Origin of the sequence: Shinella sp. CPCC 101442, from assembly GCF_024704725.1 — a bacterium.
Classification (GTDB): domain Bacteria; phylum Pseudomonadota; class Alphaproteobacteria; order Rhizobiales; family Rhizobiaceae; genus Shinella.
This window is the reverse complement of sequence record NZ_JALIQS010000005.1, coordinates 254,934-281,171: the sequence shown is the minus strand read 5'-3', so window position 1 is coordinate 281,171 and position 26,238 is coordinate 254,934. Positions and strand designations below refer to the sequence as shown.

24 protein-coding genes are annotated in these 26,238 nt (G+C 61.1%); 6 read left to right on the top strand and 18 right to left on the bottom strand.

The window, feature by feature from the left end:
- Positions 1 to 29: 29 nt before the first annotated feature.
- Positions 30 to 1,046: an AraC family transcriptional regulator gene (locus tag MUO32_RS20345; RefSeq protein ID WP_257950209.1), complete on the top strand. Its 1,017-nt coding sequence runs from the start codon at positions 30 to 32 to the stop codon at positions 1,044 to 1,046.
- Positions 1,047 to 1,275: 229 nt separating this feature from the next.
- Here MUO32_RS20345 and MUO32_RS20340 read toward each other — a convergent pair whose 3' ends face one another.
- The 15 genes from MUO32_RS20340 to MUO32_RS20270 form a co-directional block, all read right to left on the bottom strand.
- Positions 1,276 to 2,040: an SDR family NAD(P)-dependent oxidoreductase gene (locus MUO32_RS20340; RefSeq protein ID WP_257950208.1), complete on the bottom strand. Its 765-nt coding sequence runs from the start codon at positions 2,038 to 2,040 to the stop codon at positions 1,276 to 1,278.
- 20 nt (positions 2,041 to 2,060) lie between these two features.
- Positions 2,061 to 2,645 (bottom strand): helix-turn-helix domain-containing protein, encoded by a 585-nt coding sequence (locus MUO32_RS20335; RefSeq protein ID WP_257950207.1) that lies wholly within the window; start codon positions 2,643 to 2,645, stop codon positions 2,061 to 2,063.
- Between the two features lie 119 nt (positions 2,646 to 2,764).
- The gene (locus MUO32_RS20330) at positions 2,765 to 3,529 is read right to left on the bottom strand and encodes an SDR family NAD(P)-dependent oxidoreductase (RefSeq protein ID WP_257950206.1); all 765 of its coding nucleotides are present in this window, start codon (positions 3,527 to 3,529) and stop codon (positions 2,765 to 2,767) included.
- 21 nt (positions 3,530 to 3,550) lie between these two features.
- A complete protein-coding gene (locus tag MUO32_RS20325; protein WP_257950205.1) occupies positions 3,551 to 4,252 on the bottom strand; it encodes an ABC transporter ATP-binding protein in 702 nt (233 codons plus the stop codon).
- Positions 4,191 to 5,015: an ABC transporter ATP-binding protein gene (locus MUO32_RS20320; protein ID WP_257950204.1), complete on the bottom strand. Its 825-nt coding sequence runs from the start codon at positions 5,013 to 5,015 to the stop codon at positions 4,191 to 4,193. The genes MUO32_RS20325 and MUO32_RS20320 overlap by 62 nt, the downstream gene beginning before the upstream one ends.
- Positions 4,991 to 5,986: a branched-chain amino acid ABC transporter permease gene (locus MUO32_RS20315; protein ID WP_257950203.1), complete on the bottom strand. Its 996-nt coding sequence runs from the start codon at positions 5,984 to 5,986 to the stop codon at positions 4,991 to 4,993. The genes MUO32_RS20320 and MUO32_RS20315 overlap by 25 nt, the downstream gene beginning before the upstream one ends.
- Positions 5,987 to 5,989: 3 nt before the next feature.
- Positions 5,990 to 6,940 carry a branched-chain amino acid ABC transporter permease gene (locus MUO32_RS20310; RefSeq protein WP_257950202.1) on the bottom strand — a complete coding sequence of 317 codons (951 nt, stop codon included), beginning with the start codon at positions 6,938 to 6,940 and terminating at the stop codon, positions 5,990 to 5,992.
- A 68-nt stretch (positions 6,941 to 7,008) separates the two neighbouring features.
- Complete coding sequence (locus MUO32_RS20305; protein WP_257950201.1) at positions 7,009 to 8,127, bottom strand: branched-chain amino acid ABC transporter substrate-binding protein; 1,119 nt, start codon at positions 8,125 to 8,127, stop codon at positions 7,009 to 7,011.
- Between the two features lie 134 nt (positions 8,128 to 8,261).
- On the bottom strand, positions 8,262 to 9,023 hold the full coding sequence (locus tag MUO32_RS20300) for an SDR family NAD(P)-dependent oxidoreductase (protein ID WP_257950200.1): 762 nt from the start codon (positions 9,021 to 9,023) through the stop codon (positions 8,262 to 8,264).
- A 53-nt stretch (positions 9,024 to 9,076) separates the two neighbouring features.
- A complete protein-coding gene (locus MUO32_RS20295; protein ID WP_257950199.1) occupies positions 9,077 to 9,772 on the bottom strand; it encodes an acetoacetate decarboxylase family protein in 696 nt (231 codons plus the stop codon).
- A gap of 87 nt (positions 9,773 to 9,859) precedes the next feature.
- Positions 9,860 to 11,293: an NAD-dependent succinate-semialdehyde dehydrogenase gene (locus MUO32_RS20290; RefSeq protein ID WP_257950198.1), complete on the bottom strand. Its 1,434-nt coding sequence runs from the start codon at positions 11,291 to 11,293 to the stop codon at positions 9,860 to 9,862.
- Positions 11,294 to 11,318: 25 nt separating this feature from the next.
- The gene (locus MUO32_RS20285; protein WP_257950197.1) at positions 11,319 to 12,422 is read right to left on the bottom strand and encodes a Zn-dependent alcohol dehydrogenase; all 1,104 of its coding nucleotides are present in this window, start codon (positions 12,420 to 12,422) and stop codon (positions 11,319 to 11,321) included.
- 51 nt (positions 12,423 to 12,473) lie between these two features.
- Positions 12,474 to 14,000 (bottom strand): AMP-binding protein, encoded by a 1,527-nt coding sequence (locus MUO32_RS20280; RefSeq protein WP_308311319.1) that lies wholly within the window; start codon positions 13,998 to 14,000, stop codon positions 12,474 to 12,476.
- Between the two features lie 51 nt (positions 14,001 to 14,051).
- Complete coding sequence (locus MUO32_RS20275; protein ID WP_257950195.1) at positions 14,052 to 14,825, bottom strand: enoyl-CoA hydratase/isomerase family protein; 774 nt, start codon at positions 14,823 to 14,825, stop codon at positions 14,052 to 14,054.
- Between the two features lie 132 nt (positions 14,826 to 14,957).
- Entirely contained in the window at positions 14,958 to 15,764 is an 807-nt protein-coding gene (locus tag MUO32_RS20270; protein ID WP_374708696.1) for an IclR family transcriptional regulator, read from the bottom strand.
- Between the two features lie 279 nt (positions 15,765 to 16,043).
- On the opposite strand from MUO32_RS20270, the gene MUO32_RS20265 reads away from it, so the two are divergent.
- From MUO32_RS20265 to MUO32_RS20245, 5 genes are all read left to right on the top strand, one after another.
- Complete coding sequence (locus MUO32_RS20265; protein WP_257950193.1) at positions 16,044 to 16,904, top strand: xanthine dehydrogenase family protein subunit M; 861 nt, start codon at positions 16,044 to 16,046, stop codon at positions 16,902 to 16,904.
- Positions 16,904 to 17,380, top strand: coding sequence for a (2Fe-2S)-binding protein (locus MUO32_RS20260; protein ID WP_257950192.1), 477 nt, complete (start codon positions 16,904 to 16,906; stop codon positions 17,378 to 17,380). The genes MUO32_RS20265 and MUO32_RS20260 overlap by 1 nt, the downstream gene beginning before the upstream one ends.
- Positions 17,381 to 17,382: 2 nt before the next feature.
- Complete coding sequence (locus tag MUO32_RS20255) at positions 17,383 to 19,635, top strand: xanthine dehydrogenase family protein molybdopterin-binding subunit (protein WP_257950191.1); 2,253 nt, start codon at positions 17,383 to 17,385, stop codon at positions 19,633 to 19,635.
- Positions 19,636 to 19,644: 9 nt separating this feature from the next.
- Positions 19,645 to 19,890 carry a MoaD/ThiS family protein gene (locus MUO32_RS20250; protein WP_257950190.1) on the top strand — a complete coding sequence of 82 codons (246 nt, stop codon included), beginning with the start codon at positions 19,645 to 19,647 and terminating at the stop codon, positions 19,888 to 19,890.
- Between the two features lie 228 nt (positions 19,891 to 20,118).
- Entirely contained in the window at positions 20,119 to 20,802 is a 684-nt protein-coding gene (locus MUO32_RS20245) for a YoaK family protein (RefSeq protein WP_257950189.1), read from the top strand.
- 463 nt (positions 20,803 to 21,265) lie between these two features.
- On the opposite strand, the gene MUO32_RS20240 is transcribed toward MUO32_RS20245, so the two are convergent.
- From MUO32_RS20240 to MUO32_RS20230, 3 genes are all read right to left on the bottom strand, one after another.
- Positions 21,266 to 23,974, bottom strand: a complete 2,709-nt coding sequence (locus MUO32_RS20240) for a hypothetical protein (protein WP_257950188.1) — start codon at positions 23,972 to 23,974, stop codon at positions 21,266 to 21,268.
- 33 nt (positions 23,975 to 24,007) lie between these two features.
- Positions 24,008 to 24,586, bottom strand: a complete 579-nt coding sequence (locus MUO32_RS20235) for a toxin-activating lysine-acyltransferase (RefSeq protein ID WP_257950187.1) — start codon at positions 24,584 to 24,586, stop codon at positions 24,008 to 24,010.
- A 239-nt stretch (positions 24,587 to 24,825) separates the two neighbouring features.
- Complete coding sequence (locus MUO32_RS20230) at positions 24,826 to 25,896, bottom strand: helix-turn-helix transcriptional regulator (RefSeq protein ID WP_257950186.1); 1,071 nt, start codon at positions 25,894 to 25,896, stop codon at positions 24,826 to 24,828.
- Positions 25,897 to 26,238 lie beyond the last annotated feature (342 nt).

Here is a 26,238-nt window from a genome sequence, read left to right as displayed (position 1 = left end):
TTAAGTCATTTTGTGTTGGGAGGCGCGAAGTGAACAGACATGCCGTAATATCCCCAGCCGATTGCCGACCTTCGGTCTTCCGTCAGCCCGACTCCGTCATGTATGCGGACAATTGCAAGGAGTTGCAGGCCGCCGCCCGGCAGGGTGAGGTCGAGCTTCACGCCTGGACGCGCGGCAGCTATCCCGGCATTTCGCTCGGCGAACGCCTGCCGGGTATCCGCACTGTCGGCTTCTGGGATGCGCGCCACAGCCAGTCCTGGGGACTCGGCCGGCACTGCAACGAAGGCTTCAAGATCGCCTATCTGGCGCGTGGCAGCCTCGATCTGGTGGTGGACGACCGAACCTATGCGCTCAAGCAGGGCCAATTCATCGTCATCCGCCCGTGGCAGCTGCACGCCATCGGCAACCCGAATGTTGGTCCAAGCCGGCTCCTCTGGATCATCCTCGATGCGGGCCTGCGCCGACCGAGTGAGAGGCCCGAGTGGCCGGACTGGCTTGTCCTCTCGCAGGACGAGGCCGAACGGCTCGGCGAAATCCTGACGCAGAACAACCAGCCGGTCTGGGACGGCGGCGCTGAACTCTGCCGCGCCTTCGAGGCGATCCCGTCCATCCTGCTCGACCGCAGCCCACAGGACGGAGAAACGCGCCTGAAGGTGGCGATCAACGCCATGATGCTCAGCCTGGTCGACCGGATGGGCGAACAGGCGCCGACGCTCGACCCCGATCTTTCAACCTCGCAGCACACAGTCGCGATCTTCCTGCGGCGGCTCGCCTATGCGCTGGAAGAGGATTGGTCGCTTGAAGGTATGGCCGAGGAATGCGGACTCTCGCGCACGCGCTTTGCCGACTACTGCAAGAAGCTCACGAATATGGCGCCGCGCCAGTATCTTCAGCATCTACGCCTGGAGCAGGCCTCCCGACTCCTCCAGGAACCACACAATACAAGCGTCACCGAGATCGCATTGAGTTGCGGCTTTAATTCGAGTCAGTACTTCTCCAACGCTTTCAAGAAACGCTACGGGCATGCCCCAAGTAGCGGCAGATAGCCAGAAAACTCCCGGGAGGGGAACGTTTCGCACTGTTCATCGGCCACACCGAATGATGCGGATCCTCGATAACTCGGGTTGTCGGTATTGGTGGCGATCTAACCGGAGGCCCGGTCTCATTGTGTGAAAAAAGTTAAAAACTCGACCCGGCTATAGCGAAACAACATTGTTCGACATACATCGCCAAATCGTCCCGGAACCCACTTATCCCGGAATGAACCCATGGCAATCATTTCGCCAGATATCCTCCATCGGCATCAAAACATGTGCCCGTAACGAAGGACGCGGCATCCGAGAGCAGGAAGAGAATGACATTGGTAATCTCATCCGCCTGCCCAACCCGTTGCATCGGGTGAAGTGCGGCTGCGGCTTGGCGCTTTTCGTCGCTCAGATGGCCGAGCAACGGCGTGTCGATGAAGCCCGGCGCAACGGCATTGATGCGGATGCCTTGCGCAGCATGGTCGAGTGCGGCCGCCTTGGTCAGGCCGATGACACCATGTTTGGCAGCCGTGTACGCCGGCTGGCCGGCAAAGCCGCGAAACCCCATGATGGAAGAGACATTGACGATGGATCCGCCGCCACGCACCAGCATGGCCGGAACCTGGTGCCGGACCGCATTGAAGACGCCGGTCAGGTTGACCCCTATGATCCTGTCCCATTGCTCAGACGGATAAGACGCCGTCTCGCAGCGCGGCAGGTCGATGCCGGCGGAATTGACGGCGAGATCGAGGCCGCCGAACTCGCTGACACCACGCACGATTGCGGCTTCCACGCTGGCGATCGCCGTGACATCGACTTCGACCGCCAGCACGTTCTCCGGTGAGAGTGTTTCGGCGAAGGCGTCGAGACGTACCTTGTCCCGATCGGCGAGAACGAGTTTTGCACCGAGATCGGCCAGTCTACGGGCGGTCGCAGCGCCGATACCCGAAGCGGCACCCGAAACGAAGGCGACCTTGCCCGAAAATGCCGAGGGATCGAAAAGGGAAGATGCCATGCGTGCCCGCCTGCCGTGATCTACTTGTAAACGCCGACCCAGATGATGATGGTCGGTTCCGTCTTCGAGGGATTGTGGGAGCGATAGGTCGACGAGCGGTTGAAGCGGTAGCTGTCGCCCTCGACGAGCTCGAACTTTTCTTCATCCACCCAGAGTTCCAGACGCCCCTTGAGGATGTAGCCATATTCGGCGCCTGACGTCGGAACGTTCTTGGGTTCCGTCTCAAGGCCAGGTTCGAAGGTCGACATCATGAATTCGACATCGGAATCGAGCTGCGGCGTCAGGAGTTCTGTTCGTGCACCCCGATGCAGCATGAAGCGACGTTGCCCGCTGCGAACGACGATATCCTTTTCGCGCTCGGCTTCCGGCTGCTTCTCTTCCAGATCGACAAACCAGCTCATCGGCACACCGAAGATCGTACAGGCCGCGTAGAGATCCTTCAGTGTCGGCTGCGACAGGCCGCGTTCGAGCTGGCTGACATAGCCCGTCGAGCGGTTCAGCCCCTCGGCAAGTTGCTGAATGGTGATGCGCCGAGAGCGTCGAAGCTCACGCAGCGTCTTCCCCACATGATCGGGCGTCGGGGCTTCAAAAACAGAATTGGACATCGAACATAACCTGATAAATTCACTTGAATGATGGAATTGATCAAACACTTCATCGAAGTCAACGCCAGCCTTAGATTGCAATCAACGCCGGGCCGGTTGTCCCCATCTACCGGGCCATGTCAGCCAAACGTTCCCGCCGTGGTGCCGCCGTCCAGCATATAGACCATGCCGTTGGCATAACTCGCCTGCGGCGACAGCAGATGGCCGATGGCATCGGCCACTTCGTCCGGCCGGGCGAAACGGCCGAGCGGCACGCGGCGCTCGTAAAAGGCGCGGTCGTAGCCGCCGCCTTCCTTCAGGAGACCGTCGGCCATCGGCGTGTCGACGAAGCTCGGGCAGACGACATTGCTGCGCAGACCTTCGGGGCCATGGTCGAGCGCCATGCAGCGGATCAGCCCGACCACGCCATGCTTGGACGCGCTGTAGGCGGCATAACCACGCGAGCCTCGCACGCCAGAATCCGAGCTGACCGCGACAAAGGCGGAGGCCGGGTTGTGCAACAGATGCGGAACCGCATGCCGCGCCAGCAGGAAGGGGCCGGTGAGGTTCACAGCCAGCGTTATCTCCCAGGTCTCGTCGGTCAGCGTCGTGACGTCGCCTTTCCGCGCAACGCCGGCTGCGGCAACCACGCCGGAGAGAAAGCCGTGTGTTTCGACGGCTCGGCCAACCACAGCGCCAACGTCGGCATCCGAGGAGGCATCGCCCGCCACCGCGATGACCGCCGCTCCCTCGATTTGGCAGGCACTTGCCACCTCAGCCATCGCCAACGCATTGCGATCGAACAGGGTGAGCGCAGCGCCGTCTTTCGCAAGGCGGAGCGCCGTCGCCCGCCCGATCCCGGAGGCCGCGCCGGAGATCAGGATGGATGTCTCGGCTTTGGACATGTTTCCTCCTGAAATCCCCGGTCAGGCGCCGAGATAGGCAGCCTTGAGATCGGGATCGTTGAGCACGTTGTTTGCGCCCCCCTCCACCGAGCAGCGGCCGGCATCGATCACATAGGCATAGTCGGCGATTTCCAGCGCCACCGCCGCATTCTGCTCGACGACGATGAGGCTGATGCCGGACTTCGACAGCGTGATGATAATCTCGAAGATCTGGTTGATGATTTTTGGCGCCAGGCCGAGCGAAGGCTCGTCCAGCATCAGCAGCTCGGGTGTTGCCATCAGCGAGCGGCCGATCGCCAGCATCTGCTGCTGGCCGCCGCTCATGCGGCTCGCCAGCGAATTCCGCCTCTCCTTGAGGATCGGGAACATGTCGTAGACCTGGGTCCGAATCTCGTCGAAGCTGCGCCCGCGACCAGGGATGTAGCCGGCCAACAGGTTCTCCTCGACCGTCAGCCGCTGGAGAATTTGGCGGCCCTCCGGGCAGTGGGCGAGACCGAGACGGGTGATCTCTTCCGGCGGCAGGCCCTTGATCGGCCGGCCCTTGAATTCGATCTCGCCGGAATAGATCTGCGTCAGGCCGGAAATCGAGCGCAGGGTCGAGGTCTTGCCTGCACCGTTCGCGCCGATGATCGTGACGATCTCGCCGGCGCGAACTTCCAGATCAATGCCGAACAATACCTGCGTTCGCCCGTAGCCCGCCTTGAGCCCGGCGACTTTGAGCAAGCTTGCGGATGTCGTCGAGTTCTTCCGTGGTTCCAAGATAGGCCTCCTGCACTCTTTCGTTCGTGCGCACCAGATCCGGCGTGCCGGAGCAAAGCAGCTCGCCATAGTTCAAGACGTCGATCCGGTCGGAAATGGACATCACCATGTCCATGTCGTGCTCGACGAGGATGATCGCGCGGTCTTCACGTTTCAGGCCGGCGATCATCGCCGCCATGTCCTTCGTTTCGGTATGGTTGAGACCGGCCGCCGGCTCGTCCAGCAGCACGATCGGTGCCTGCGTGACGAAGGCACGTGCCAGCTCGAGGATTTTCTGCCGGCCGTAAGGCAGGTCACCGGCCAGAACATCCGCCACATCCGACAGATGAAATTCAGCAAGGCAGGCGTGGCAGATATCGAGCCGTTCGGCCTTGCTCAGCCGTTTCGCACCGGTGAGGAAGGTCAGCCACGACTGCGGGAAGAAGCAGACCTCGAGATTCTCCAGAACCGTCATGCCGTCGAAGAGGCGGAGGTTCTGGTAGGTGCGCGACACGCCGAGCTGGGCGATGCGGTGCTTGGGCAACCGGTTAAGCGCCGTCGCACCGAGCCGGATCGTGCCTGAAGTCACCGAATAGGAGCCGGCGATCATGTTGACGACGGTCGATTTGCCGGCACCGTTCGGCCCGATGATCGAGTAGATCGAACCGACGTCGAAGGACAGCGACAGGTTCCGGATCGCGACGAGCGAGCCGAAGTGCTTGCTTACGTTTTCGAGGGCGAGAGCCATAGGGTCCGGACCTTTCGAATGATGAAGCCGAGGTTGAAGCGGGGCGAAACGAGGCCGCCAGGGCGAAGCACGATGACGGTCACGAGGACGACGCCGTAGATCAGAAGGCGGTATTGCGCGGCGAAATGCAGGATTTCCGGCAGGATCACGAGGACGACCGCCCCCGCGATGACGCCGACGATATTGCCGACGCCGCCGATGATGATGATCAGGACCACGAGCAGCGATTCCTGGAAGGTGAAGCTTTCCGGGCTGACAAAGCGCTGGAACGCGCCGAAGATCACCCCGCCTGCCCCGCCGATCGCCGCACTGAGCGCGAAGGCCAGCAGCTTCAGCGTCGTCGTGTTGATGCCGAGGCCGCGCACCACGTCCTGGTCCTCGCGCAGCGCCCTCCAGGCTTTGCCGAGGATCGAGCGTTCCATGTAGTAGACGCCGGCGCAGACGATGACGGTCAGCACGAGCAGTAACCAGTAGAAATGCACCGGACTGGTCAGCGGCAGGCCGAAGAGGCTCGCCCTGTCGAGGCCGGCAATGCCCTGCGGACCGTTGGTCAGCTCATCGGCATTGTTGATGGCGATGCGGATGATTTCGCCGAAGGAGAGCGTGACGATGGCGAGATAGTCGCCGCGCAGCTTCAGTACCGGGAAACCGAGCAGGACCCCAGCTATGGCGCCGGCCGCAGCACCTATGAACAGGACGACGATGAACGGCAGATGGATGTCGAATTGCCCGCTGGCAAGCAGGGCATAGGCATAGGCGCCCACCGCGTAGAAGGCGATGAAGCCGAGATCGAGCAGACCCGCATAGCCGACCACGAGGTTCAGGCCGACAGCGAGGATGATGTAGATCAGGATACTGTCCGCGACGCGGACGTAGTAGGACGGAAGGTACGGCACCAGCGCCAGCAGAACCACGCAAAGCGCGAGGACTGCGAGAAGGCCGAGCCGCCGGACGATCACCGAATTCCCCATGGGTCAGTAATCCTTCTTTGCGACGGTCGTTTCTTCCGAGACGGTCTCGCCGAGCAGGCCGGCGGGCTTGAACAGAAGAACGAGGATGAGGACGGCGAAGGCGAAGACATCGCGATATTCGGTGCCGATATAGCCGAAGGAGAGGATCGGCAGGAAGGCCGTGCCGAAGACCTCGATCGCACCGAGCAGGAAACCGCCGAGCATGGCGCCCGGAATGGATCCGATGCCGCCGAGAATGGCCGCCGTGAAGGCTTTCAGGCCGATGACGGAGCCCATGGTCGGTTGCATGATGCCGTAATAGGAGGCGTACATGATGCCGGCCATGGCACCGAGCCCGGGGCCGATGAAGAAGACGAGGCTGACGGCGCGGTTGACGCGGATGCCGAGCAGGCTCGACGTCGTCCAGCTTTCGGACGCCGCGCGGATCCAGATGCCGAGGCGCGTGCCGTTGACGAAGAGCGCGAGCCCGACCATCAGCAGGACGGCGGCAGCGAGGATGCCAAGCTGTACCGTCGTTACCATGCCGCCGAGCGCATCGATCGGCGTGCTCTCCACGATCGCCGGGAAATGCACCGGCTGCGGGCCGACCGTCACACGCACCGCGCTCTGCAGCACGATGGACATGCCGAGCGCGCTCAGCATCGGCGCAAGGCGGCCGTAGGCGCGCAGCGGCCGATAGGCGAAACGCTCAATCGCCACGCCGAGCAGGCCGACGATCACGAAGCTCGCGACGATGGCGATGGCGGAATCCAGCACCGGGGCAAGGCCGCCGAGACCAAGGAGGCCGCTGAAGAGGAACGTGTAGATATACGGGCCGAGCATGAAGAACTCGCCGTGGGCGAAGTTGATCAGGCGCATCACGCCGTAGACCATCGTGTAGCCGAGGGCGATCAATCCGTAGATCGCTCCGATGGCGAGCGCGAAGATCAGCTGTTGAAGAAAATAGTCGAACAAGGGGATCGCCTTTGTGACGACGGGCCGGCACGGACTGCGCCGGCCCCGTTGAACAAATGTCTCGCTGATTACTGCTTGATCAGCTCGAACTTGCCGTCCTTGACGACGTAGAGGTACATCGGCGCGGTGGTGTTTTCACCATTCTCGTCGAAGGCGACCGGGCCGAGAAGTGTATCGACCGTGACGCCATGCAACTGCGCGAGAACGCCTTCGCGGTCCAGGCTTTCAGCCTTTTCCACGGCGGCCGCCATCACCTGCGCATTGGCGAAGCCGAGCGAGGCATAGGGGCCGGGTGCGCGGCCGAAGCGTGCCTGGTGGCGATCGGAGAAATCCTTCAGTTCCGGCGAGGAATCGTAGGGCGGAAGCTGGAAGGTCATCAGCGCGCCCTCGGCGGAGGCCGCACCGACCTGCGTGATGAAATCGACGGTGAAGCCGATATCGGGGCCGATGAACTGGGCCTTCAGGCCCTGCTCGCGCATCTGCTTGAGGAAAAGAGCAAGCTGCGGCATGCCGGCACCCATATAGACGACATCCGGGTTTTCCAGCTTGATCGAGGCGATCAGCGCCGAGAAGTCCACGTCCTCGGGGTTCGTGCCGTAGGTACCGGAGACCTTGCCGCCGCCGGCTTCGAAATTGTCCTTGAACACGCCGGAGATACCCTGGCCAAAGACGGTCTTGTCGTGCACGAGCACGGCATTCTTCAGACCAAGCTTTCCGGTGACGTATTTCGCCGGCAGCGCACCCTGGACGAAGTCGTTGGCGACGGGTCGTACGACGGTCTTGAAGCCCATGCGCATGAGTTCCGGGTTCGTGGCGGGTACGACCTGCGGCATGCCGCATTCCGAGTAGATATCGAGGGCCGGCATGGTGACGCCGCTGTTCATGTGGCCGATGACGCCGATGACGGCGCTGTCGTCGCAGAACTGCTGGGCAACGAGCGTGCCCTGGCGCGGGTCGGCGCGGTCGTCGAGCGGGCGGAAGACCACCTTGTTGCCCTTGATGCCGCCCTTCTCGTTGAGCTGGTCGAAATAGAGCTGGGCACCGTCGATCTGCGACTGGCCGAACTCGGCCTGCGCACCGGACATCGGCGCACTGCCGCCCAGCACGACGTCATCCGCCAGCACCGGCATGGCGCCGGAGGCGAAGAGGAGGGTTGCAGCGGAAAGAAGTATACGGGTTCTGTTCATTTTGGTTCCCCTTTTGCTCGTTGAGATTCGTTGCACGGAACTCCCGTCCGGGCAACGCATGCGTGAAATTATTAGATACATTCTTCACGACAGTGACCAGGCGTGCGACTACCTGAAGTTTCCCTTCATCCTCCTCATTTCGCGAGATAACCACCGTCCACCGCCAGCACATGGCCGGTGGTCATTGCCGAGGCCGGGCCAGCCAGGAAAATCATGGCGGAGGCCACTTCGTCCGGTTCGGCCAGGCGCTTCAGCGGCGTCAGGCTGCGGATCTTTTCCATCTGCGCCCTATCGGCCATCAAATGATCGATCAGAGGCGTACGAACCCAGGTCGGCGCCACCGCGTTGACGCGAATGCCGTTGTCGGCCCATTCGACGGCCAGCGTCCGGGTGAGGTTCACCACGCCGGCCTTGGTCGATTGGTAGGAGATATTCGGATGGAGGCCGCCGCCCGAGTAGCTCATGATCGAGGCCGTGTTGATCACCACCCCGGGAATGCCGCGAGCGATCCAGGAGCGGGCAGCCGTCCGTGAGCACAGGAACATGCCCGTCAGGTTGACCGAGACGACGCTGTTCCAGTCTTCGATCGCAAGTTCGGTCGCTGGACGGCGTATCGAGATGCCTGCATTGTTGACGAGGATGTCGAGGCCGCCGGCTTCCTGTTCCGCAGCAGCGAAAACAGCCAGAACATCGGCCTCGTCGGTGACGTCGAGGGCGGAGGCTGTCGCCGCACCGCCAGCCTCCTGCACCTCCCGGCAGACGGCTTCCGCCGCCGTCCGATCCCGGTCGAGAACCACCACATGCGCCCCGAAAGCCGCGAACATCAGTGCCGCAGCGCGGCCGATGCCTCCACCGCCACCGGTGATGAAGACCCGCTTTTCATCGAGTCTGAACATCTTTTCGGGCGCTTTTGCACACATCATGTGTACGGTTCCCTGTTAATCCGTCTTCAGCCGACGATCTTGCCGAAGCCGAGGACGAAGTTGGCGACGATCATTTCCGCGCCGACGATCTCGCGGATCTGGAAATCGGAGAACGGATCGCTGGCACTGCCGCCGATCTTGATCTCGGCCGTTCCGAGGGCATGACGAAGCGTTTCGGACTGACCCAGCGAGTTCTCGATGATCTGCGTTTCGACTGCCGCACTTTCCGGCGAGGGAATGATGCGGGTCTGAAAACGCGGATGCAGAGCCGGCTTCTCGAAGGCCGGGCCATCGGCCTTGAAGTCGATCTCGATCAGCGAGGTGCCGCGGCGCGAGAGCTTGGCCGTGATTGCCGTATCGCTCGCCTTCCAGTCCACTTCACCCATCTTCTTCGGATAGCCCCAGACCTCGCGGCCGACCGCCATGGAGTCGTCATTGGTGACGATCTCGTAAAGCACGTGACCGCCCGGGCGACCCTGATAGCTCATCGGCACGACGATGCCGCCTTCCGCATAGGACCCGAGCGAGCCGCCGGCCGGCACGTCCATGATGAAGAATTCGATCACGTCGCCCCGGACGTCGAACTGCTCGGGCAAAGCCGCGCGGATTGCCGCTTCGTCAACGCGGCAGAACACGCTGACCTTGCTGAAGGCTTTGTAATCGAACGGCGGCGCCTGATAGAGGGGCGCGCGCTGCGGGAGGGCATAGGTGTTCTGGGACATGGCAGAGAGGGTCTTTCCTGTGTGTTCACTTCGACATGAATTTCACACTAGTGAAAAAATGAAGTCAAGATTTCATTTGAGTGATTTTCACAAATTCGTCTGTGAAACGAACTTGATCGTCTGAAACGTCTCCAGCGCCTCCGGACCGCCCTCGGAGCCGTAGCCGGAATCCTTCACGCCGTTGAAGGGGACTTCCGCATAGGCAAGGCCGTAATCGTTGATCGAAAGCATGCCGGTTTCGATATCTTCGGCGAAACGCTGCGCATGTCTCTGGGACCGCGTGAAGGCATAAGCGGCCAGGCCGAACGGCAGCCGGTTCGCCTCGGCAATCGCCGCATCCACGCCCGCAAAACGGTTGACGACCGCGACAGGCCCGAACGGCTCCTCGTTCATGATCGCAGCGTCCTGCGGCACATCGGCCAGCACCGTCGGCTCGAAGAAGAAGCCGGCATTGCCGATGCGGTTGCCGCCGGTCAGCAGGCGGCCGCCCTTTGCGACGGCGTCGCCAATCAGCCGGTCCATCGCGTCGAGCCGGCGGGCATTCGCCATCGGTCCCATGTCCATGCCGTCGGAAAGGCCATCTCCCACCCTCACGGCCTTCGCCGCGTTGACGAAGTCTTCAAGGACATTGTCAAAGACAGGCTCTTCCACCAGCACGCGCGTCGGCGCGATGCAGACCTGACCGGCATTGTGGAATTTGTGGCCGGCCAGCATCGAAACGGCGGATGAAAGATCCGCATCGGCGCAGACGATGTACGGCGCATGTCCGCCGAGCTCCATCGTCACCCGCTTCATGTGGGCGCCGGCAAGCGCGGTCAGATGTTTGCCGACCGGCGTCGAGCCGGTGAAAGACACCTTGCGGATCACCGGATGCGGAATGAGATATTCGGAGATTTCCGACGGTACGCCGTAAAGAAGGTTGATCGCGCCTTCCGGGAAACCGGCATCGGCAAAGGCGCGGACCATGGCCGCACAGGACGCAGGCGCCTCTTCGGCGGCCTTCAGGATGACGGTGCAGCCGGCGGCAAAAGCCGCGCAAATCTTGCGGATCGCCTGGGCGACCGGATAGTTCCAGGGCGTGAACGCGGCGACGACGCCGATCGGCTCCTTCATGACCATCTGCTGTACGCCGGGCTTGCGCGCCGGGATGATGCGGCCGTAGGAGCGAATGGCCTCTTCCGCGAACCAGCGGATGACGTCATCCGCATTGCGCAATTCCGACCGGGCCTCGGCAAGCGGCTTGCCTTGTTCCATGGTCAGGATGGGTGCGATGTCCTCAATGCGGGCGCGCAGATTGTCGGCTGCCGCATGCAGCATTTTTGCACGGTCGCGCGCCGTCGTCTTGCGCCACTGTTCGAAGGCTTTGGCGGCGGAGGCAAGCGCGCGATCCATGTCTGCGCTCGTCGCTTTCGCGACGCGGCCGATTTCACCGCCGGTTGCAGGATTGAGCACCGCAAGCGTTTCGCCATCCGAGCCGTTCGTCCATTCGCCGGCGATGAAGAGTTGGGTATCGGGATACATGATCTGTCTCGTTCGATTTCGTTGTTCAGCGGTCGAAGCACACGAGCGTGCGGGCAAGGACGCCCTGCTCCAGCCAGCGGAAGGCCTCATTGATCTGTTCCAGCGGCACGCGTGCGCCGACCTGGCGGTCGAGGTCGAAACGGCCGGCCCGGTAGAGGCCGAGGATGCGTTCGAAATCACGCTCCGGAACCCCGCCGCCATAGTTGCTGCCGATGATGCGCTTCTGGGTATTGGGCAAGGTCGAGGCCGGCAGGGAGACCATCTCGCCCTTCGCCGCGATGCCGACGGAAATCACCGAACCGCCGAGCCGGACGCTGTCATAGGCAAGTGCGATTGCCGCGGGCCGCCCGGTGCAGTCGATGATGCTGTCGGGTCCGCGGCCGCGGCTCAGCGTCTTCAGTTCCGCGGTGACATCCTGCGTTGCCGAATTCAGGAAGTGCGTCGCACCGAACGAACGGGCGACCGCCTCCTTGTCCGGATTGATATCGATGGCGATGACCGCTTCCGCACCGGCGACCGAAGCCGCATGGATGGCATTGATGCCGACACCGCCGACACCGATGACGCCGACGATCTCGCCGGGCTCGACGCGCGCATCGTTCACCACCGCCCCGAAACCCGTCGTCACCGCGCAGCCGACGAGGGCCGCGACTTCGAAGGGAATGTCGTCCTCGATCTTGGAGCAGCCCGCTTCCGGCACGACCGCGAGCTCTGCAAAGCTCGAAACGCAGGTGAAGTGATTGACCGGCTTCTGCGCACTGCCGAGCCGGAGCGCGCCGTTCCAGAGCGTGTTGCCGCCTGCAGCGTCACCATAGGTGTCGCACATGGTCGGCAGGCGCTTGTGGCAATAGAAGCATTCGCCGCAATTTGGCGCCCAGGAGAGGATGACGTGATCGCCCTTCTTCACCTTCGACACCGCCGAACCGGTGCGCTCGACAATGCCGGCCGCTTCATGGCCGAGGATGACGGGCAGCTTCGGGCGCGACTTGCCCTTTGCGGCGCTGAGATCGCTGTGGCAGACGCCGGTCGCGATGATGCGCACCAGCACTTCGCGATCGCCGGGATCGGCGATCGGCACATCCTCGATGACGAGGTCTTCGTTGAACGTGTAGAGAACGGCGGCCTTCATTCTGACTGTCTCCCCTCGGGGTATGCGGTTGGTGCGTGTCGGGACCGGACCTTATCGGCCGGTGCGCTGCTGTCTGTCCCAGCTGCCTTCGACGGATGCGGGCAGCCGGTGTTTCATGATGCGCTGGCTCGGCGTGCGCTCGAAATCCTCGACGAGAGCGAGGTAGCGCGGGTTCTGGAACGGCGCCAGCCGATGGGCAAGCCAGTCGGAGAAGGCCGGATAATCGATAGCGGCCCCTTCCTTCGGCTTGATGAACAGCTTGATCTCCTGTTCGCCGACCTCGGCCTTGACGCCGATCAGCGCGCAGTCCTCGACCATCGGGTGGCTGCCGGCGACATGCTCCACCTCGAAGGCCGAGACGTTCTCGCCCTTCACCCGCACGCTGTCCGTCAGGCGGCCCAGGAAATAGAGGTTGCCGTCCGCGTCGATCATGCCGAGGTCGCCGGTGTGGAAACCGTCCGGCCGTAGCGCCCTGGCGGTCGCCTCCTCATTGCGGAAATAGCCGGCGAAGACCGCGCCCGCCTGACGCGGATGGACGACGATCTCGCCATGCACGCCCGCCGCCGCGGACGCACCCTGTTCGTCGAGAATCTCGACGGAAAGCCACGGCACGGGCGTGCCGACCGAGCCGAGCACGCCGGCGGCATTGAACGTGGTGATACTGGAGGATTCGGTCATGCCATAGCATTCGCGCAGCGGCGTGCCAAAACGCTCCTCGAAGGCGCGCCAGATATCGCGCGGGCACCCGCCGCCCCAGGCGACACGGACCTTGTGATCGCGATCACGCTCGCTCTCCGGCTGCTTGAGGAGGATCTGCAACACGCCGCCGAGATAGTGGATCTGCGTCGCGCCGCAATCGCGCACCTGATCCCAGAAACGGCTGGCGCTGAAGCGCTGCACCATGGAAAGCGTGACGTCGCGCAGCAGCGGGATCGGGATGAGCTGCGCACCGCCGATGTGATAAAGCGGCTCCCAGACAAAGAAGACGTCGCCATCGCGCGCATCCGAGCAAAGCATCGCGCCCTCCGCCGCATAGCGCAGCATGCGATGGGTAACGCGCACGCCCTTCGGGCGGCCGGTCGTGCCGGACGTATAGTTCAGCGCGAAAAGGTCATCGGCAGACGGCAGCGGCTCGGCGAAGACGTGATCGCCGCTGGCAAGCCGGTCGAGCGATTCCGTGTCGCCCGCCTCTGCGACGAGCCGGAATACCGAGGTGTCGGCACCGCACTCCGAAATATTCTGGAAAAGGTCGCGATCGGCGAAAACGACGCGCGGATCGCAATGTTCCAGGATGTATTTCAACCCGTCGCCGCGCAGCTGCACATTCACCGGCACCCAGACAGCGCCGCACTTGGCGATGGCGAACAGCACGGCGAGGCTGTCGGGGCTGTTGCGCAGCATCAGCGCGACGCGATCGCCCTTCTCGACGCCGAGGCGACGAAGCGCGACGGCAACACTGTCCGACTTGCGATGCAGGTCGGCAAAGGTGATCGGCTCGCCGTCGAACGTCGCATAGATGGCATCGGGCGAGGCGATGGCCCGGGCCGGCAGACGAGAAATGAAACCTTGGTCTTCCACGCTACAGTCCTGAAAAGTCATTGATCTTGAAAAGCGGATTGCAGGTGCGGCTCAGCCGGATTTCGCCTTGGATTTTGCGGCAAGGAACTGTTCCATCATGCGGTTGGGCTCGCCGTCGCCATAAGCGATGCGCTGGTTGCGCACGCCGGCTGCAAGCGCGTCGCGGAAACGGGCCTCGGTGACTTCACGGAAGCGCTGCTTGTTGAGCTTCATGGCAAGCCGCGGCTTGGCGGCAAGCTGTTCGCCGAGCGCCAGCGATGCTTCCAGTACCTCCTCGCGCGGGACGATCCGGTTGATGAGGCCGATGGCGACGCATTCCTCGGCCTCCATCATGCGGCCGCTGAGGGTCAGGTCGGTGGTGCGCGCAAGCCCGATCATTTCCATCATGATCCACGGGCCGGTCGTGCTGGCGATTCCGGAATTGATCTCCGGCTGCCCCATCTTCACGCCGTCATGGCCGATGCGGAAATCGCCGAGCAAGGTCACCTGGAAGGCCGAGCCTGCGGCCAGGCCGTTCAGCGCCATGATCAACGGCTTGGAGAGGCTGCGGATCCGATCGTAGAGCCGTTCCCATTCGCCGATCCAGAGTTCCGCGCGGTCGGGGTCGAAGGTCTTGGTCTCGTTGAGATCCTGCCCTGCGCCAAAGGCGCGCTCGCCCGCTCCGGTGATGATGATCGCACCGACGGCGGCGTCGTCTTCGGCGTCATCCAGCGCAGCCATGAGATCAAGGCGCATCTGGGAATGCCAGGCGTTGAGAACCTCGGGGCGGTTCAGCGTGATCACGCAGCAGGAGCCGCGCTGCTCTGTCAGAATGAAGTTTGTCATGCGATCCATCGTATCGTATTGTGATACATCGTATCGTATTTCAATACATGAAATTGTCAATGGCATTTTTCACGGCACAGGAAATCCTTCACCGGCAGGCCGGCGAAGGTTCAAAAGTCGTCTTTTGCGAAATTAGAAGGTGGAAGCGGCCTGCGAGATCGAGCGCGTGGCGGCAACGACGAGGGGCGCGAAAGTCTCTTCCGCCTTTTCGGGCGTGTAGCGCGCGTTGGAAACACCGATATTGACCGCCGCGACGGGACGGCCGGTCTGATCGAGCACCGCGGCAGCGACCGAGAGATCGCCAGGGAAGAATTCGCCCCAGGTCGTGGCATAGCCGGCATTGCGTGCGGCATCGAGCCGCTCGACCAGAGCATCAACCGTATGCACCGTCTGCGGCGTGAAGGCCTGCAAGGGCGACCGCTCGATGAGCGACAGGGCTTCCGCGGCCGGCAGGCGGGAGAGGATCGCCCGGCCCGGCGCCGTGCAGAAGGCAGGCATGCGCGTGCCGACGACGACATCGGTGTTCAGCATATGCCGGCTCATGAAACGGGCGGCGAAGACGATCTCCGTACCGTCAGGCAGCGTCAGGTTGACAGCTTCCTCCGTCTCGCGGCTGAGATGGAGGAGATAGGGCATCGCCTGGTTGACCAGCGGATTGGCGGTGATGAAATGGCGCGCCATTTCGAGGCTGCGCAGGCTGAGCTCGAAACGCTTCGTCACCGGGTCCTTTTGCAGGTAGCCCAATTTGTTCAGCGTGTGGGTAAAGCGTTGCGCGGCACTCTTGTCGAGGCCGACATTCGCGCCGATCTGCGCAAGGCTAAGGCTCCGATTGGTGCCGTCGAAGGCCTCCAGAACCCGGAACGCCTTTTCCACCGACCGCACCATCAGCGGATCGGTATCGTCGACATTCTTCGGGTCATCAGAGGACAAGCGCGTCACCTTGGCAATCGCTTCACCGCGCCACGGGGCGGCATTGCAGAACTCGTCTCGTGTAACCCGGCCCCCCGGTATCGGCAAGCCCGCCGGTGTTTAGCCCAGACTGCGCATGTTCATCGGACTTACACCAGTCGCTCATCGGGAATGTAGGACTCGGCTTGTATCGAACCAGTGCATCCAATAGCGTTGTCGAGCGGTTGCAACATTCGTATCGTCGCAGCATCGGTTATAGCGGGTTGCGACATTCGCATCCGACCCGACTTCATCACAAGGAGTATCCTTTTGCGCTATATTCGCCCAAGTTCGTTGGAGGATGCCGTTGGTCTGCTGGCTGAGGCGTCAGGCAAGGCCGCGATCCTGGCCGGCGGAAGCGATTTGCTGGTAAGGATGAAAGGCGGCTTTATCGAGCCTGAACTTATCATCGACATCAAAGCCATAGACGCGCTGGGACGCATCGTCGAAAGTGACGAAGGTTTCGTCATCGGCGCCGCTGTGCCGTGCGCGGTCCTGGGCGAGAATGCAGCCCTCCGGCACGCTTGGCCGGGTGTTGTCGAGGGAGCGACCTTGATCGGCTCCAAGCAAGTGCAGGGGCGCTGTACTATCGTCGGAAACCTCTGCAATGCGTCCCCGGCAGCTGACAGCGTGCCCGCGCTGGCGGCGGCCGGCGCCAAGGCTGTGATCAGAGGCCCGGCCGGTTCCCGCACGATCGCGGCCGAAATGGTGCCAGTCGGTCCCGGCAGGACATCACTTGCGCCCGGCGAGATCATCGAAGCCATTCTGCTCGGCAAGCGCCAGCCACATTCGGGCGACGCCTATCAACGGTTCACGCCGCGAACAGAGATGGACATCGCCGTCGTCAGTGCCGCAGTCAATCTCACGCTCGATGATCGGGGCGTCGTCGTGTCGGCGCGCGTCGCGCTCGGCGCCGCGGCGCCGACGGTGCTCCTGGTCGAAGAGGCGGCCAATATTCTCGTTGGCTCCCGCGTCGACGGCAGCACGTTGGACCGCCTTGCCGAGGTCTGTTCCGGCGCCTGTCGCCCGATAGACGACAAGCGAGGCACTGTGGAATTCCGAAGGAAAGTCGCGGGCGTGCTGGCCAAGCGGGTCGCGCTGACCGCCTATCAACGTGCAGGACAAAAGTGATGGCAGGCATAGCAGTTTCGACGACAATCAATGGCGATCACGCCGAGTTCCTCTGTCACCCCGACGAGACGCTGCTTGAAGTGCTGCGCGAACGCCTGGGGCTCATGGGGGTGAAGGAAGGGTGCGGCACGGGCGACTGCGGCGCCTGCAGCATCATCCTCGACGACCGCCTGGTCTGTTCCTGCCTGGTGCTTGGGGCAGAGGCGGAAGGCCGTCAGGTCGCCACCGTCGAGGGCATGGCAGAGGGCGACAAGCTCCATCCGTTACAGCAGAAATTCCTCGAGCATGCCGCTTTGCAATGCGGCATCTGTACCCCCGGCTTTCTCATCGCGGCCAAGGATCTGCTGGCCAAGAACCCGGATCCGACCGAAGAGGAAATACGCTTCGGCCTTGCCGGAAATCTCTGTCGATGCACCGGCTATGACAAAATCGTGCGTGCCGTTCAGGACGCCGCCAGCGTTATGAGAGGAGCATGACCATGACTTTTGATCCCAGCCACGCGGCACGCAGTTTCTCCTCCGTTGGCACGCGCCCCATCCGGCCTGATGGCGTCGACAAGGTGACGGGCCGCGCGCGCTACGGTGCCGATTTCAATATGCCCGGCCAATTGATCGGACGGATTCTGCGCAGCCCGCACGCCCACGCCCTCATTCGCAAGATCGACACGTCGAAGGCCGAGAAACTTCCTGGCGTAAAGGCCGTGGTGACGGCGGCGGACCTGCCCGACCTCACCAATGGCGATGCGTCGATGTATGACATTCTCGATAACTGCATGGCACGCAGGAAGGCGCTCTACGACGGGCACGCCGTGGCCGCCGTGGCGGCAATCGATGCACGCACCGCCAAGCAGGCGCTCAAGCTCATCGAAGTCGAGTATGAACTCCTGCCGCACGTCACCGACGTTGATCAGGCGTTCGCCTCGGATGCTCCGTTGATCAATGAAACGATCATCACGACGGGCATCGATCCGAAGCCCGATCGCGCTTCGAACGTTTCGATGCGCAGCCAGTTCGGGCATGGCGACGTCGATGCCGGCATGGCAAGGGCCGACTTCGTGGTCGAGCGGACTTTCAAGACCGAACAGACCCATCAGGGCTATATCGAACCTCATGCCTGCGTGGCCAATGTCAGTTCGGACGGCACGGCGGATCTGTGGGTCTGCACGCAGGGCCACTTCGTCTATCGCCAGCATTGTGCGCAACTGCTCGGTATGGAAGCCTCCAGGCTACGCGTGACATCGTCGGAAATCGGCGGCGGTTTCGGTGGCAAGACCCATGTGTGGGCTGAACCGGTCGCGCTCGCGCTGTCGCGCAAGGCCGGCAGGCCGGTCAAGCTTGTCATGACGCGTGACGAGGTATTTCGTGCAACAGGCCCGACCAGTGCCACGTCGATCGACGTGAAAATCGGCGCGCTGAAGGACGGAACGATCATCGCCGCCGATGCGACGCTTCGCTACTCGTGCGGTCCCTATGCCGGATCGTGGGCCGAGGTCGGCGCCATGACCGCATTTGCCTGCTACAAGCTCGAGAATGTCAGGACCGTCGGCTACGAAGTGCTGGTGAACCGGCCGAAGACTGCGGCGTATCGTGCGCCTTCGGCGCCGATGGCGGCGTTTGCCGTGGAAAGCGCCATCGATGAACTTGCCAAGAAGCTCGGCATGGATGCCGTGGACTTCCGTATCAAGAACGCCGCGCAGGAAGGGACCAAGGCATCTTACGGTCCGGTCTATGGCCCGATCGGCATTGGCCCGACATTGGAAGCCGTGAAAAACCACCCGCACATGAAGGCACCCCTCGGCAAGAACCAGGGACGTGGCATGGCATGCGGCTTCTGGTTCAACTTCGGGGGCCAGACATGTACCGATCTGAATATCGGAATGGATGGCACCGTCTCGCTTGCTGTCGGCACGGTGGATGTGGGTGGTTCGCGCGCGTCGCTCTCGCTGGTGGCCGCAGAGGAACTCGGGATCGACTACGCGCAGGTCAGAGCGGTGATCGCCGATACGTCAAGCCTCGGCTACAATGACATGACGGACGGCAGCCGCGGCACCTTCTCGTCCTCGATGGCCACCATCTCCGCCGCTCGCAACGCAATCAAAATCCTCCGCGCGCGTGCGGCACAGATGTGGGATATCCCGGTCGACGACGTGACCTGGGAAAAGGGCCATGCCGTCGCCAAGGGCGAGACGCACGGAAACCTTCCAAATCTGTCTCTGAAGGAGATCGCGGCATCATCGGGCACCACGGGCGGCCCGATTGCCGGTCATAGTGAGATCGTGGCCGACGGCGCTGGCGTGTCCTTCGCGACCCATATCTGCGATATCGAGGTCGATCCCGAAACCGGGGCCACCAAGGTCCTACGCTACACCGTGGTGCAGGATGCCGGCAAAGCCGTGCATCCGACCTATGTCGAGGGACAATACCAAGGCGGTGCCGCGCAGGGCATCGGCTGGGCGCTCAACGAAGAATATATCTACGGCAAGGATGGCCGGCTGCAGAATGCAGGCTTTCTCGACTACCGCATTCCCGTATGTTCGGATCTGCCCATGATAGACACGCAGATTCTGGAGATCCCCAATCCCAACCATCCCTATGGGGTTCGCGGCGTCGGGGAAACCTCTATCGTCCCCCCGCTTGCGGCAGTGGCCAATGCGGTGTCCAATGCGGTGGGTGTGCGGATGCAGCATATCCCCATGTCGCCGCCGCGGATCCTGGCGGCGCTCGAAGCATAAGGAGGCCCGATGGTCGAGGTGACGCTCTGGGGTGCCCTCGCCGCAGCGGCCGAGGGCAATAGCAAGGTCGAGGTCGAGGCAAAAGACATCAGGGAACTGTTCAAGAGGTTGAGCGAACGGTTCCCTGGGCTCGAGCCGCTGATGGATCGAGGGATTGCGGTTGCGATAGACGGGACGATCTATCGCGACACATGGTCGAAGGAACTACCAACGGGAGCGGAAATCTATCTTCTGCCGAGGCTGGCGGGCGGATAACGCCGACAATAAGATTGCAGCGTCGAGGTTCAGTTGAACGACTGAGATCCGCGTGGCCCTCCAGACATTCGCACCTCGCCCGCCTTCACCACTGACCGTCATAGCCTCGCGGGCGTGACGAAGCGCGTGTTGCCGTCGCTCTCGACTCTCTCCCTAGCTCGGTCCATCGTGGACCGACTAGGCGGCACATCATCATGGTTGCAATTTTTTCAGGCACGCGAACCCCATATGCTTGTTCATGAAGGCGATACCAGAACCCACGCGATAGACGTGATGCTGGCGTCCATTCTGTCACTCGTGGCAGGCAGCGTTAACAGCGCAGGCTTCATGGCCTATCACTTCTTTTCAGCCAATATGACCGGCAACATTTCGATGGCGTCCGAACTCTTGGCTGTTTCCCAGTTTGATGTGGCGATCAGCTTTCTCACGATCGTCGTGATGTTCATATTCGGCGCTTTCACCGCCTCCGTCTTCATCGAGATTGGCAGGAGGCGGCAGCGTCGCAATATCTACGCCCTGACATTGATCGTTGAAGCCGCAATCCTCGTACTCGTCGGACTAACCTCCGTCGGGACGACAGAGGTGTCGAATGGTACGGTGCTCGTAGGGCTCCTGAGCTTTACCATGGGCATTCAAAACGCCGCTTCGACAAGGATCTCGGGCAGCCGTGTGAGAACGACCCATGTCTCGGGCGTGGCAACCGACATCGGTGTGGGTCTTGCAATGCTTGCGAGCGGCGAGGCCAACGAAAAGGCGACGGTCCTGCGTCGTTTAAGTCTTCATCTCGCCACGGTTGCTGCTTTTGCGATTGGAGGCGTTTTCGGGGTGATCGGATATCAGCACTTTGGAAGCGCAACATTCTCTCTGCTCGCCGCACCGCTAATCGCCTTGAGCGTGCTATACCTCAGATAGCAAAGCGAAATTCAGTTCGTTGAAGGTCACACGACCCTAGTCGCGGCTACCTTTGGAATCCATCGCGGGTGGCGGATGATCTCGCGGTCACGCCCGACCCACGCCTTCCATCCCTCGCTCGTCGTATCCACCGCTGTAAACGTGTTCCCGGTCAACGTCTTCGCCGGCTGACACTTACCGCGAAGTTAGAGCGGCGAGAGCGGAAAACGAACTGCCGTCACTCAACCTTCCACCAGGACCGAGCATCTCCAACAAACCTCCTGATCGGGGCTGTCGGCCCGGTCTCTACAAATCCCCGCCGCCTTTTGCCGAATAGCCAATTGACAAGAATGGAAGCTCTCCCAATTGAGTGCTCCCTATCATTTGATAGGGAGCACTCAATTGGGAGAGCACAGCAGGGGCAGATCGTTGTCCCGCTGCCGCCCCCTATCACTCCAGGTGGCGGGAGGCTTTTTAGCGTCAGTTACGCGATGATGTCGAAATCGGTGGCCGTCATTTTCAGGGTCGCGTCGAGCAACGCGAATTGGATGGGCTTTATGGCCCCTGTCCCATCGGCGTCGTACCAGAGCTTGCCGCTTGAACTATCGTAAATGATCCGATCACTGGCATCATGCGCTTTGGTGCCGATATAGAAAGCGGCCGAAGAAAGGTCGCCGGCCTTCCCTGCCTTGGTGAAGATATCGTCATCAAGCCAGATCGTATCGTCCTTCACTGAAAAATCATCAATCGTATCGATGTTGGTGGAGCCGAGCTTGGTGTTGAACACGAAAATATCGGCCCCCGAGTTGCCGGCAAGGACATCTTTGCCCAGTCCGCCGGCAATCCGGTCGTCCCCCTTCCCGCCCGCAACCGTGTTCGCCCCGTCGTTGCCGACGAGAATATCGTTGTGACGGCCTCCCATCAGGTTCTCGATGGAAGAATAGCTGTCACCCTTCGCGTCGTTGGTGTTGGAGGACGGGCTTTTGAGATTTGCGGTGACACCCTTGGCCGCATCGGTATACGTAGCGGTGTCGGCTCCCGATCCGCCATCCAGCCGATCAGCGCCCAGGCCACCGTTCAAGATATCCGCCCCTCCCATGCCGAGCAGAATGTTCGCTCCCGCATTGCCGACGATCCGCTGAGCGAGCTCGTTTCCCGTCAAATCAATGGCCGCGGTGCCGGCATAACTCCTGGTGGATAGAACTTCGATAGAAACGCCGCTGGCCAACACATAATCGACTTCCGACAAGATCCGGTCCGTCCCCTGACCAGAGGTTTCGACGACCACATCTTCGGCAACAGAAACGTGAAAGGCATCGTTGCCGGTGCCTCCATACATGACATCGGCTCCCGACTTACCGTCAAGAATGTCATTGCCAGCCCGGCCGTACAACGTATTGGCACCGGAGTTGCCAGTTATCACGTTGTTGAGCGAAGACCCCCGACCATCGAAGTTGCCTGTGCCGGCCAGGATCAGATTCTCGATGGTACCTTTTACGGTCGTCGATGGTGACGCGAGATCGTAGGTTGCGGCGATCTGGATCGTATCGATGCCCCCGGAGCCCGCTATGCTTTCATCAACGATATCGTTGAGGTCGATATAGTAGGTATCGTTGCCGGCTCCCCCTCTAAACGTATCCGCACCCCCACCGCCTGAAATAAAATCGTTGCCCCCGCCGCCGCTCAGGAGATTGATGCCGGAATTGCCATAAATCACGTTGTTCAGTGCGTTGCCTGAACCGTTGATGTTCGCCGAGCCGATCAATGTCAGGTTTTCCACCGCTCCGGAAATCACCGTCGTGTTCGCCAGCGAAAAGGCGAAATTTGCCTGCACAGTATCGATGCCGCTGGAGCCGACTATCGATTCATTGACACGATCGAGCAGGCTGTCGATCACATATGTATCGTTTCCACTTCCGCCACGTAACGTATCGCCACCCGCACCTCCGTCGAGAAAGTCGTTTCCCGCGCCGCCTGTCAGCGTATTGACACCTGTATTGCCGTAGATGGTGTTGTCGTCGCCGTTGCCGGTGCCATCGAGATTGGTCACACCGAGCAAACGCAGGACTTCGATTTGCCCCTTGAAACGGGCCGCATTGCTCATATCGACGGAAGCGATCGCCTGGATCGTGTCATAACCGCCAGAGCCGAGGTAGCCCTCGTCGAAAATATCCTCGTTATCGTAAATGTAGGTGTCGTCACCGGCGCCGCCGCGAAGGAGATCAACGCCCGCACCGCCCACAAGAAAATCTGCCCCGTCCGCTCCCTTGATCTCATCGGCGCCGCCGTTGCCTCGCAGATCGTTCGCGCCTGCATCTCCCGCAAGCAGGTCGGCATATTGGGAGCCGCTTATGTTTTCGAATCCGGAAAGGATATCACCCTGGGCGTCGCCCCCGGACACGGTGCCGTTGAAAATGACGGTCACCCCGGATGGGGAATCGAGATAGCTGACGGTATCGATGCCATCGCCACCGTACATCGTGTCGCCGCTACCTCCCCCGGCGATGAAGTCTGCACCGCCGCCGCCAGTCAACACATTGCCGGCCGTGCTGCCGATCAAGATGTCGCCATAGGCGCCGCCAATCACGTTTTCAATGTTGTAGAGTCTGTCGCCTTCTGCCTCGGCCCCGACCCCATAATGGCCACTGAGACTGATCGTCACTTTGCCGGTCGAATCGGAATAGTCGGCGGTATCCGTTCCCGAACTTCCTTCCAGATAGTCGGCGCCGGAGCCGCCCGAAAGCCAATCGTTGCCTGTGCCGCCATTCAGCCAGTCGTTCTGCTCTCCACCGTATAATTTGTCGTCACCGCCGCGCCCTTCGATGAAGTCGTCGCCTCGAAGGCCCCAGATGGAATTGGCAACGCTGTTCCCGACGATGGTTTCGGTCTCGTAAACGTTGTTTCTGCTGATGACATTTTCAATGTTGACGTAGCGATCCCCCTCGGCGTTGACACCGTAGCCATACCCCGTTTCCAGATTGACGATCATGTTGCCGCTGAAGCTGTACCTGCTGAAATCGACGGTATCAATTCCATCCCCGCCGTCCAGCCAGTCCGCGCCGAAGCCGGATTCGAGGATATCGTCTCCTCCAAATGCGTACACAATGTCGTTTCCATCGAGGTCGATGATGCGATCAGCGTCATTAGTGCCGTAAAGAGTATCGGCAGAGTTCGTGCCATGAATAACGGCCATGAGGGACATCCTTCCAGTTCTGTGTGGATTTGCTCAAAGAGCCATCGCGCGCTGGGCATGTCGGTCGACGAACTGATTGATCGTAAGCCGTGCCGGCCTCATGCGGCCGTCATTGTAGACGCGCCTAAAATATAGGGCCTCGCAGCCTCTCGCCACCTGGCGCGCAGCGTTGAGAAGAAGGCTGTGTGCGCGTGGCGTGTCCGCTGACCAGACGTTGATTATGATACAGTCGCCCTTCTGGGTGCCCGAGCGCGCTTGCGATTTTCCTTGAAGCCAGGCTTCGGCAGTTCGTCGATCGGCAAAAGTCCATCCCAGCATTCCGGCAACGCTGCCGTCCGCGGAAAGGACGAACCTGTAGTGGCCTCGATTGATCTGGCCGATAAGCACTTTCGACCATGTATTGAATTTGAGCTGATCGTATGCGGGTTTGCCCGCCAGGTGGTTGACTGCAAGCCCCAATGCCATTCCGGCGTTTCTGGCTCGCCCCACGCGAAGCATGTCTCGTGTTCTCTCCACAGCGGGGAGATCTGCAAAATCGGCCGCGTGGCTGCCGGGAATATCAAAAATCTCCTCGGGCCAGTCGACCGCTGCATTTTCTTGGGACGGGATCAAAGCCTTCCACTCTCCTGCTCGAACACCCGCAAGACACGCCGCCGATCCATCGACCGCGAGCTGCGATGCGTTATTCAATTTTCAGGTTGAAGCAGACGATCGGCTTTTACAGTCGGCAAATGACGACTGGCGAAGCTTTTTTCAGTTGCGGCCTGTTACTTGGCTTGCCCGGGCGCCGTAGTGATCTTCGCCGTCACTGGGTAGCTGTTATGGCGCATGGGAAACATGCAAACCCAAAATTATCGAAACGTTTCAGCGCTTTTCAGAAGCGCAACCAGCTGGCTTTGCTGTTTGGTACCCGTTTTTGTAAATATGCGTTCGAGATAGGTACGCGCGGACTTTACCGTGATCGACGCTTCGAAGGCCGCTTCCTTCAGCGAGCGTCCGGCGGAAAGTGCAGTTGCCAGATTTGCCTCGGCCGGCGTGAGGTCGAAAAGCGCGTTCAAGACTTTGGCAGAAGGGCTGAAAACACTCTTCCCGACCGAAGTCGCGGCGACCAATATGTCAGCGCCGGAAAAGATGTCCCGAGCGGCCCGCCTCAGCGGAAGGACATGAATGATCATCGTTGGACCGTCATTCCTTGTCGTGACTGGTATCGACCGAACCAACGGTTCCGTGTTGCTCCCTGCAGCGGAAATCGCCAACTGAAAAAGTCGATTGGCCGCGGAATCTGAAATCGCCAACCCACCGAAAGCAACCGGTAGAAAGAGTGATGACATACCGTCAAAAAGCGAATTGGCGGCCAACACTCGTCCATGCGAGGAAAGCACAGCGGCAGGGAGGCCCATGGCTTCCATCGCCGCTACCGTGTTCTCCGCCTGTTGAAGGCCAAGCCTCGAAGCGACAAGACTTGCGCGCGCGAGATGGGGTCGCAACAGATCCAGAGCGTCGATGTTGCTTCGTTCGTACTGTCCATTGTCGAGGGCGCGCTGCAAAACGAAGATGCCAAGCTCTCCGCTTGGCATCGGTATGGCGGTGCAGAGATGCGCTCCTATACCCATGGCGCGAAATTTGACGCGCACGGGGTCGGTCTCGATCTCGTGCGGCATCATAAATCTGTCAACGTCGACGAAACTTGCCGGTTGCACACTGCACATCCGCGTCACACCAGCAGAAAGCTGCAGTTCATTGTCCGAGAGAAATTCGGCCAGCATCTCGCCTTGATGGGGAAGCGCTCTTCCTCTTGCGGGAAGTCCGTGGGCGAATAGAAATATCGCAGCTCCCACAGAATCCGACCTGACTGCCAATTTCTCCAAGACGACCTGCCAAAGATCCGGCAAGAAGGCGGCTTCATAAATGGTTTCAGTCAATTCGGCGTCTAACAATTGTAGTCCTTCAGAGCCATCCGTTTATGCTATCGAATAAGCATTTATAGCGCGCCGCAGAAATTTCAATTTTGCACTTTGAGATTAAGATGTTTCTGCGTCGGCTAGATAGCCGTTCGCCAATGAGTTCTGCTGATGAAAGCGGCGATGACATGCCAACAAGCTTCAGAGGTTCTCCGTATTTTGAACTGTAACCGTAGAGATGCGACTTCGCATTCACCTGATAAGCGATGTCATGCTGTTTCATCGATGGGCGGTATGCGGCACGTCAAATTCAATGGATTTCCGGGCTGCCGCAACTCGACGGCCAAGTGGCGCTGGTCTGCA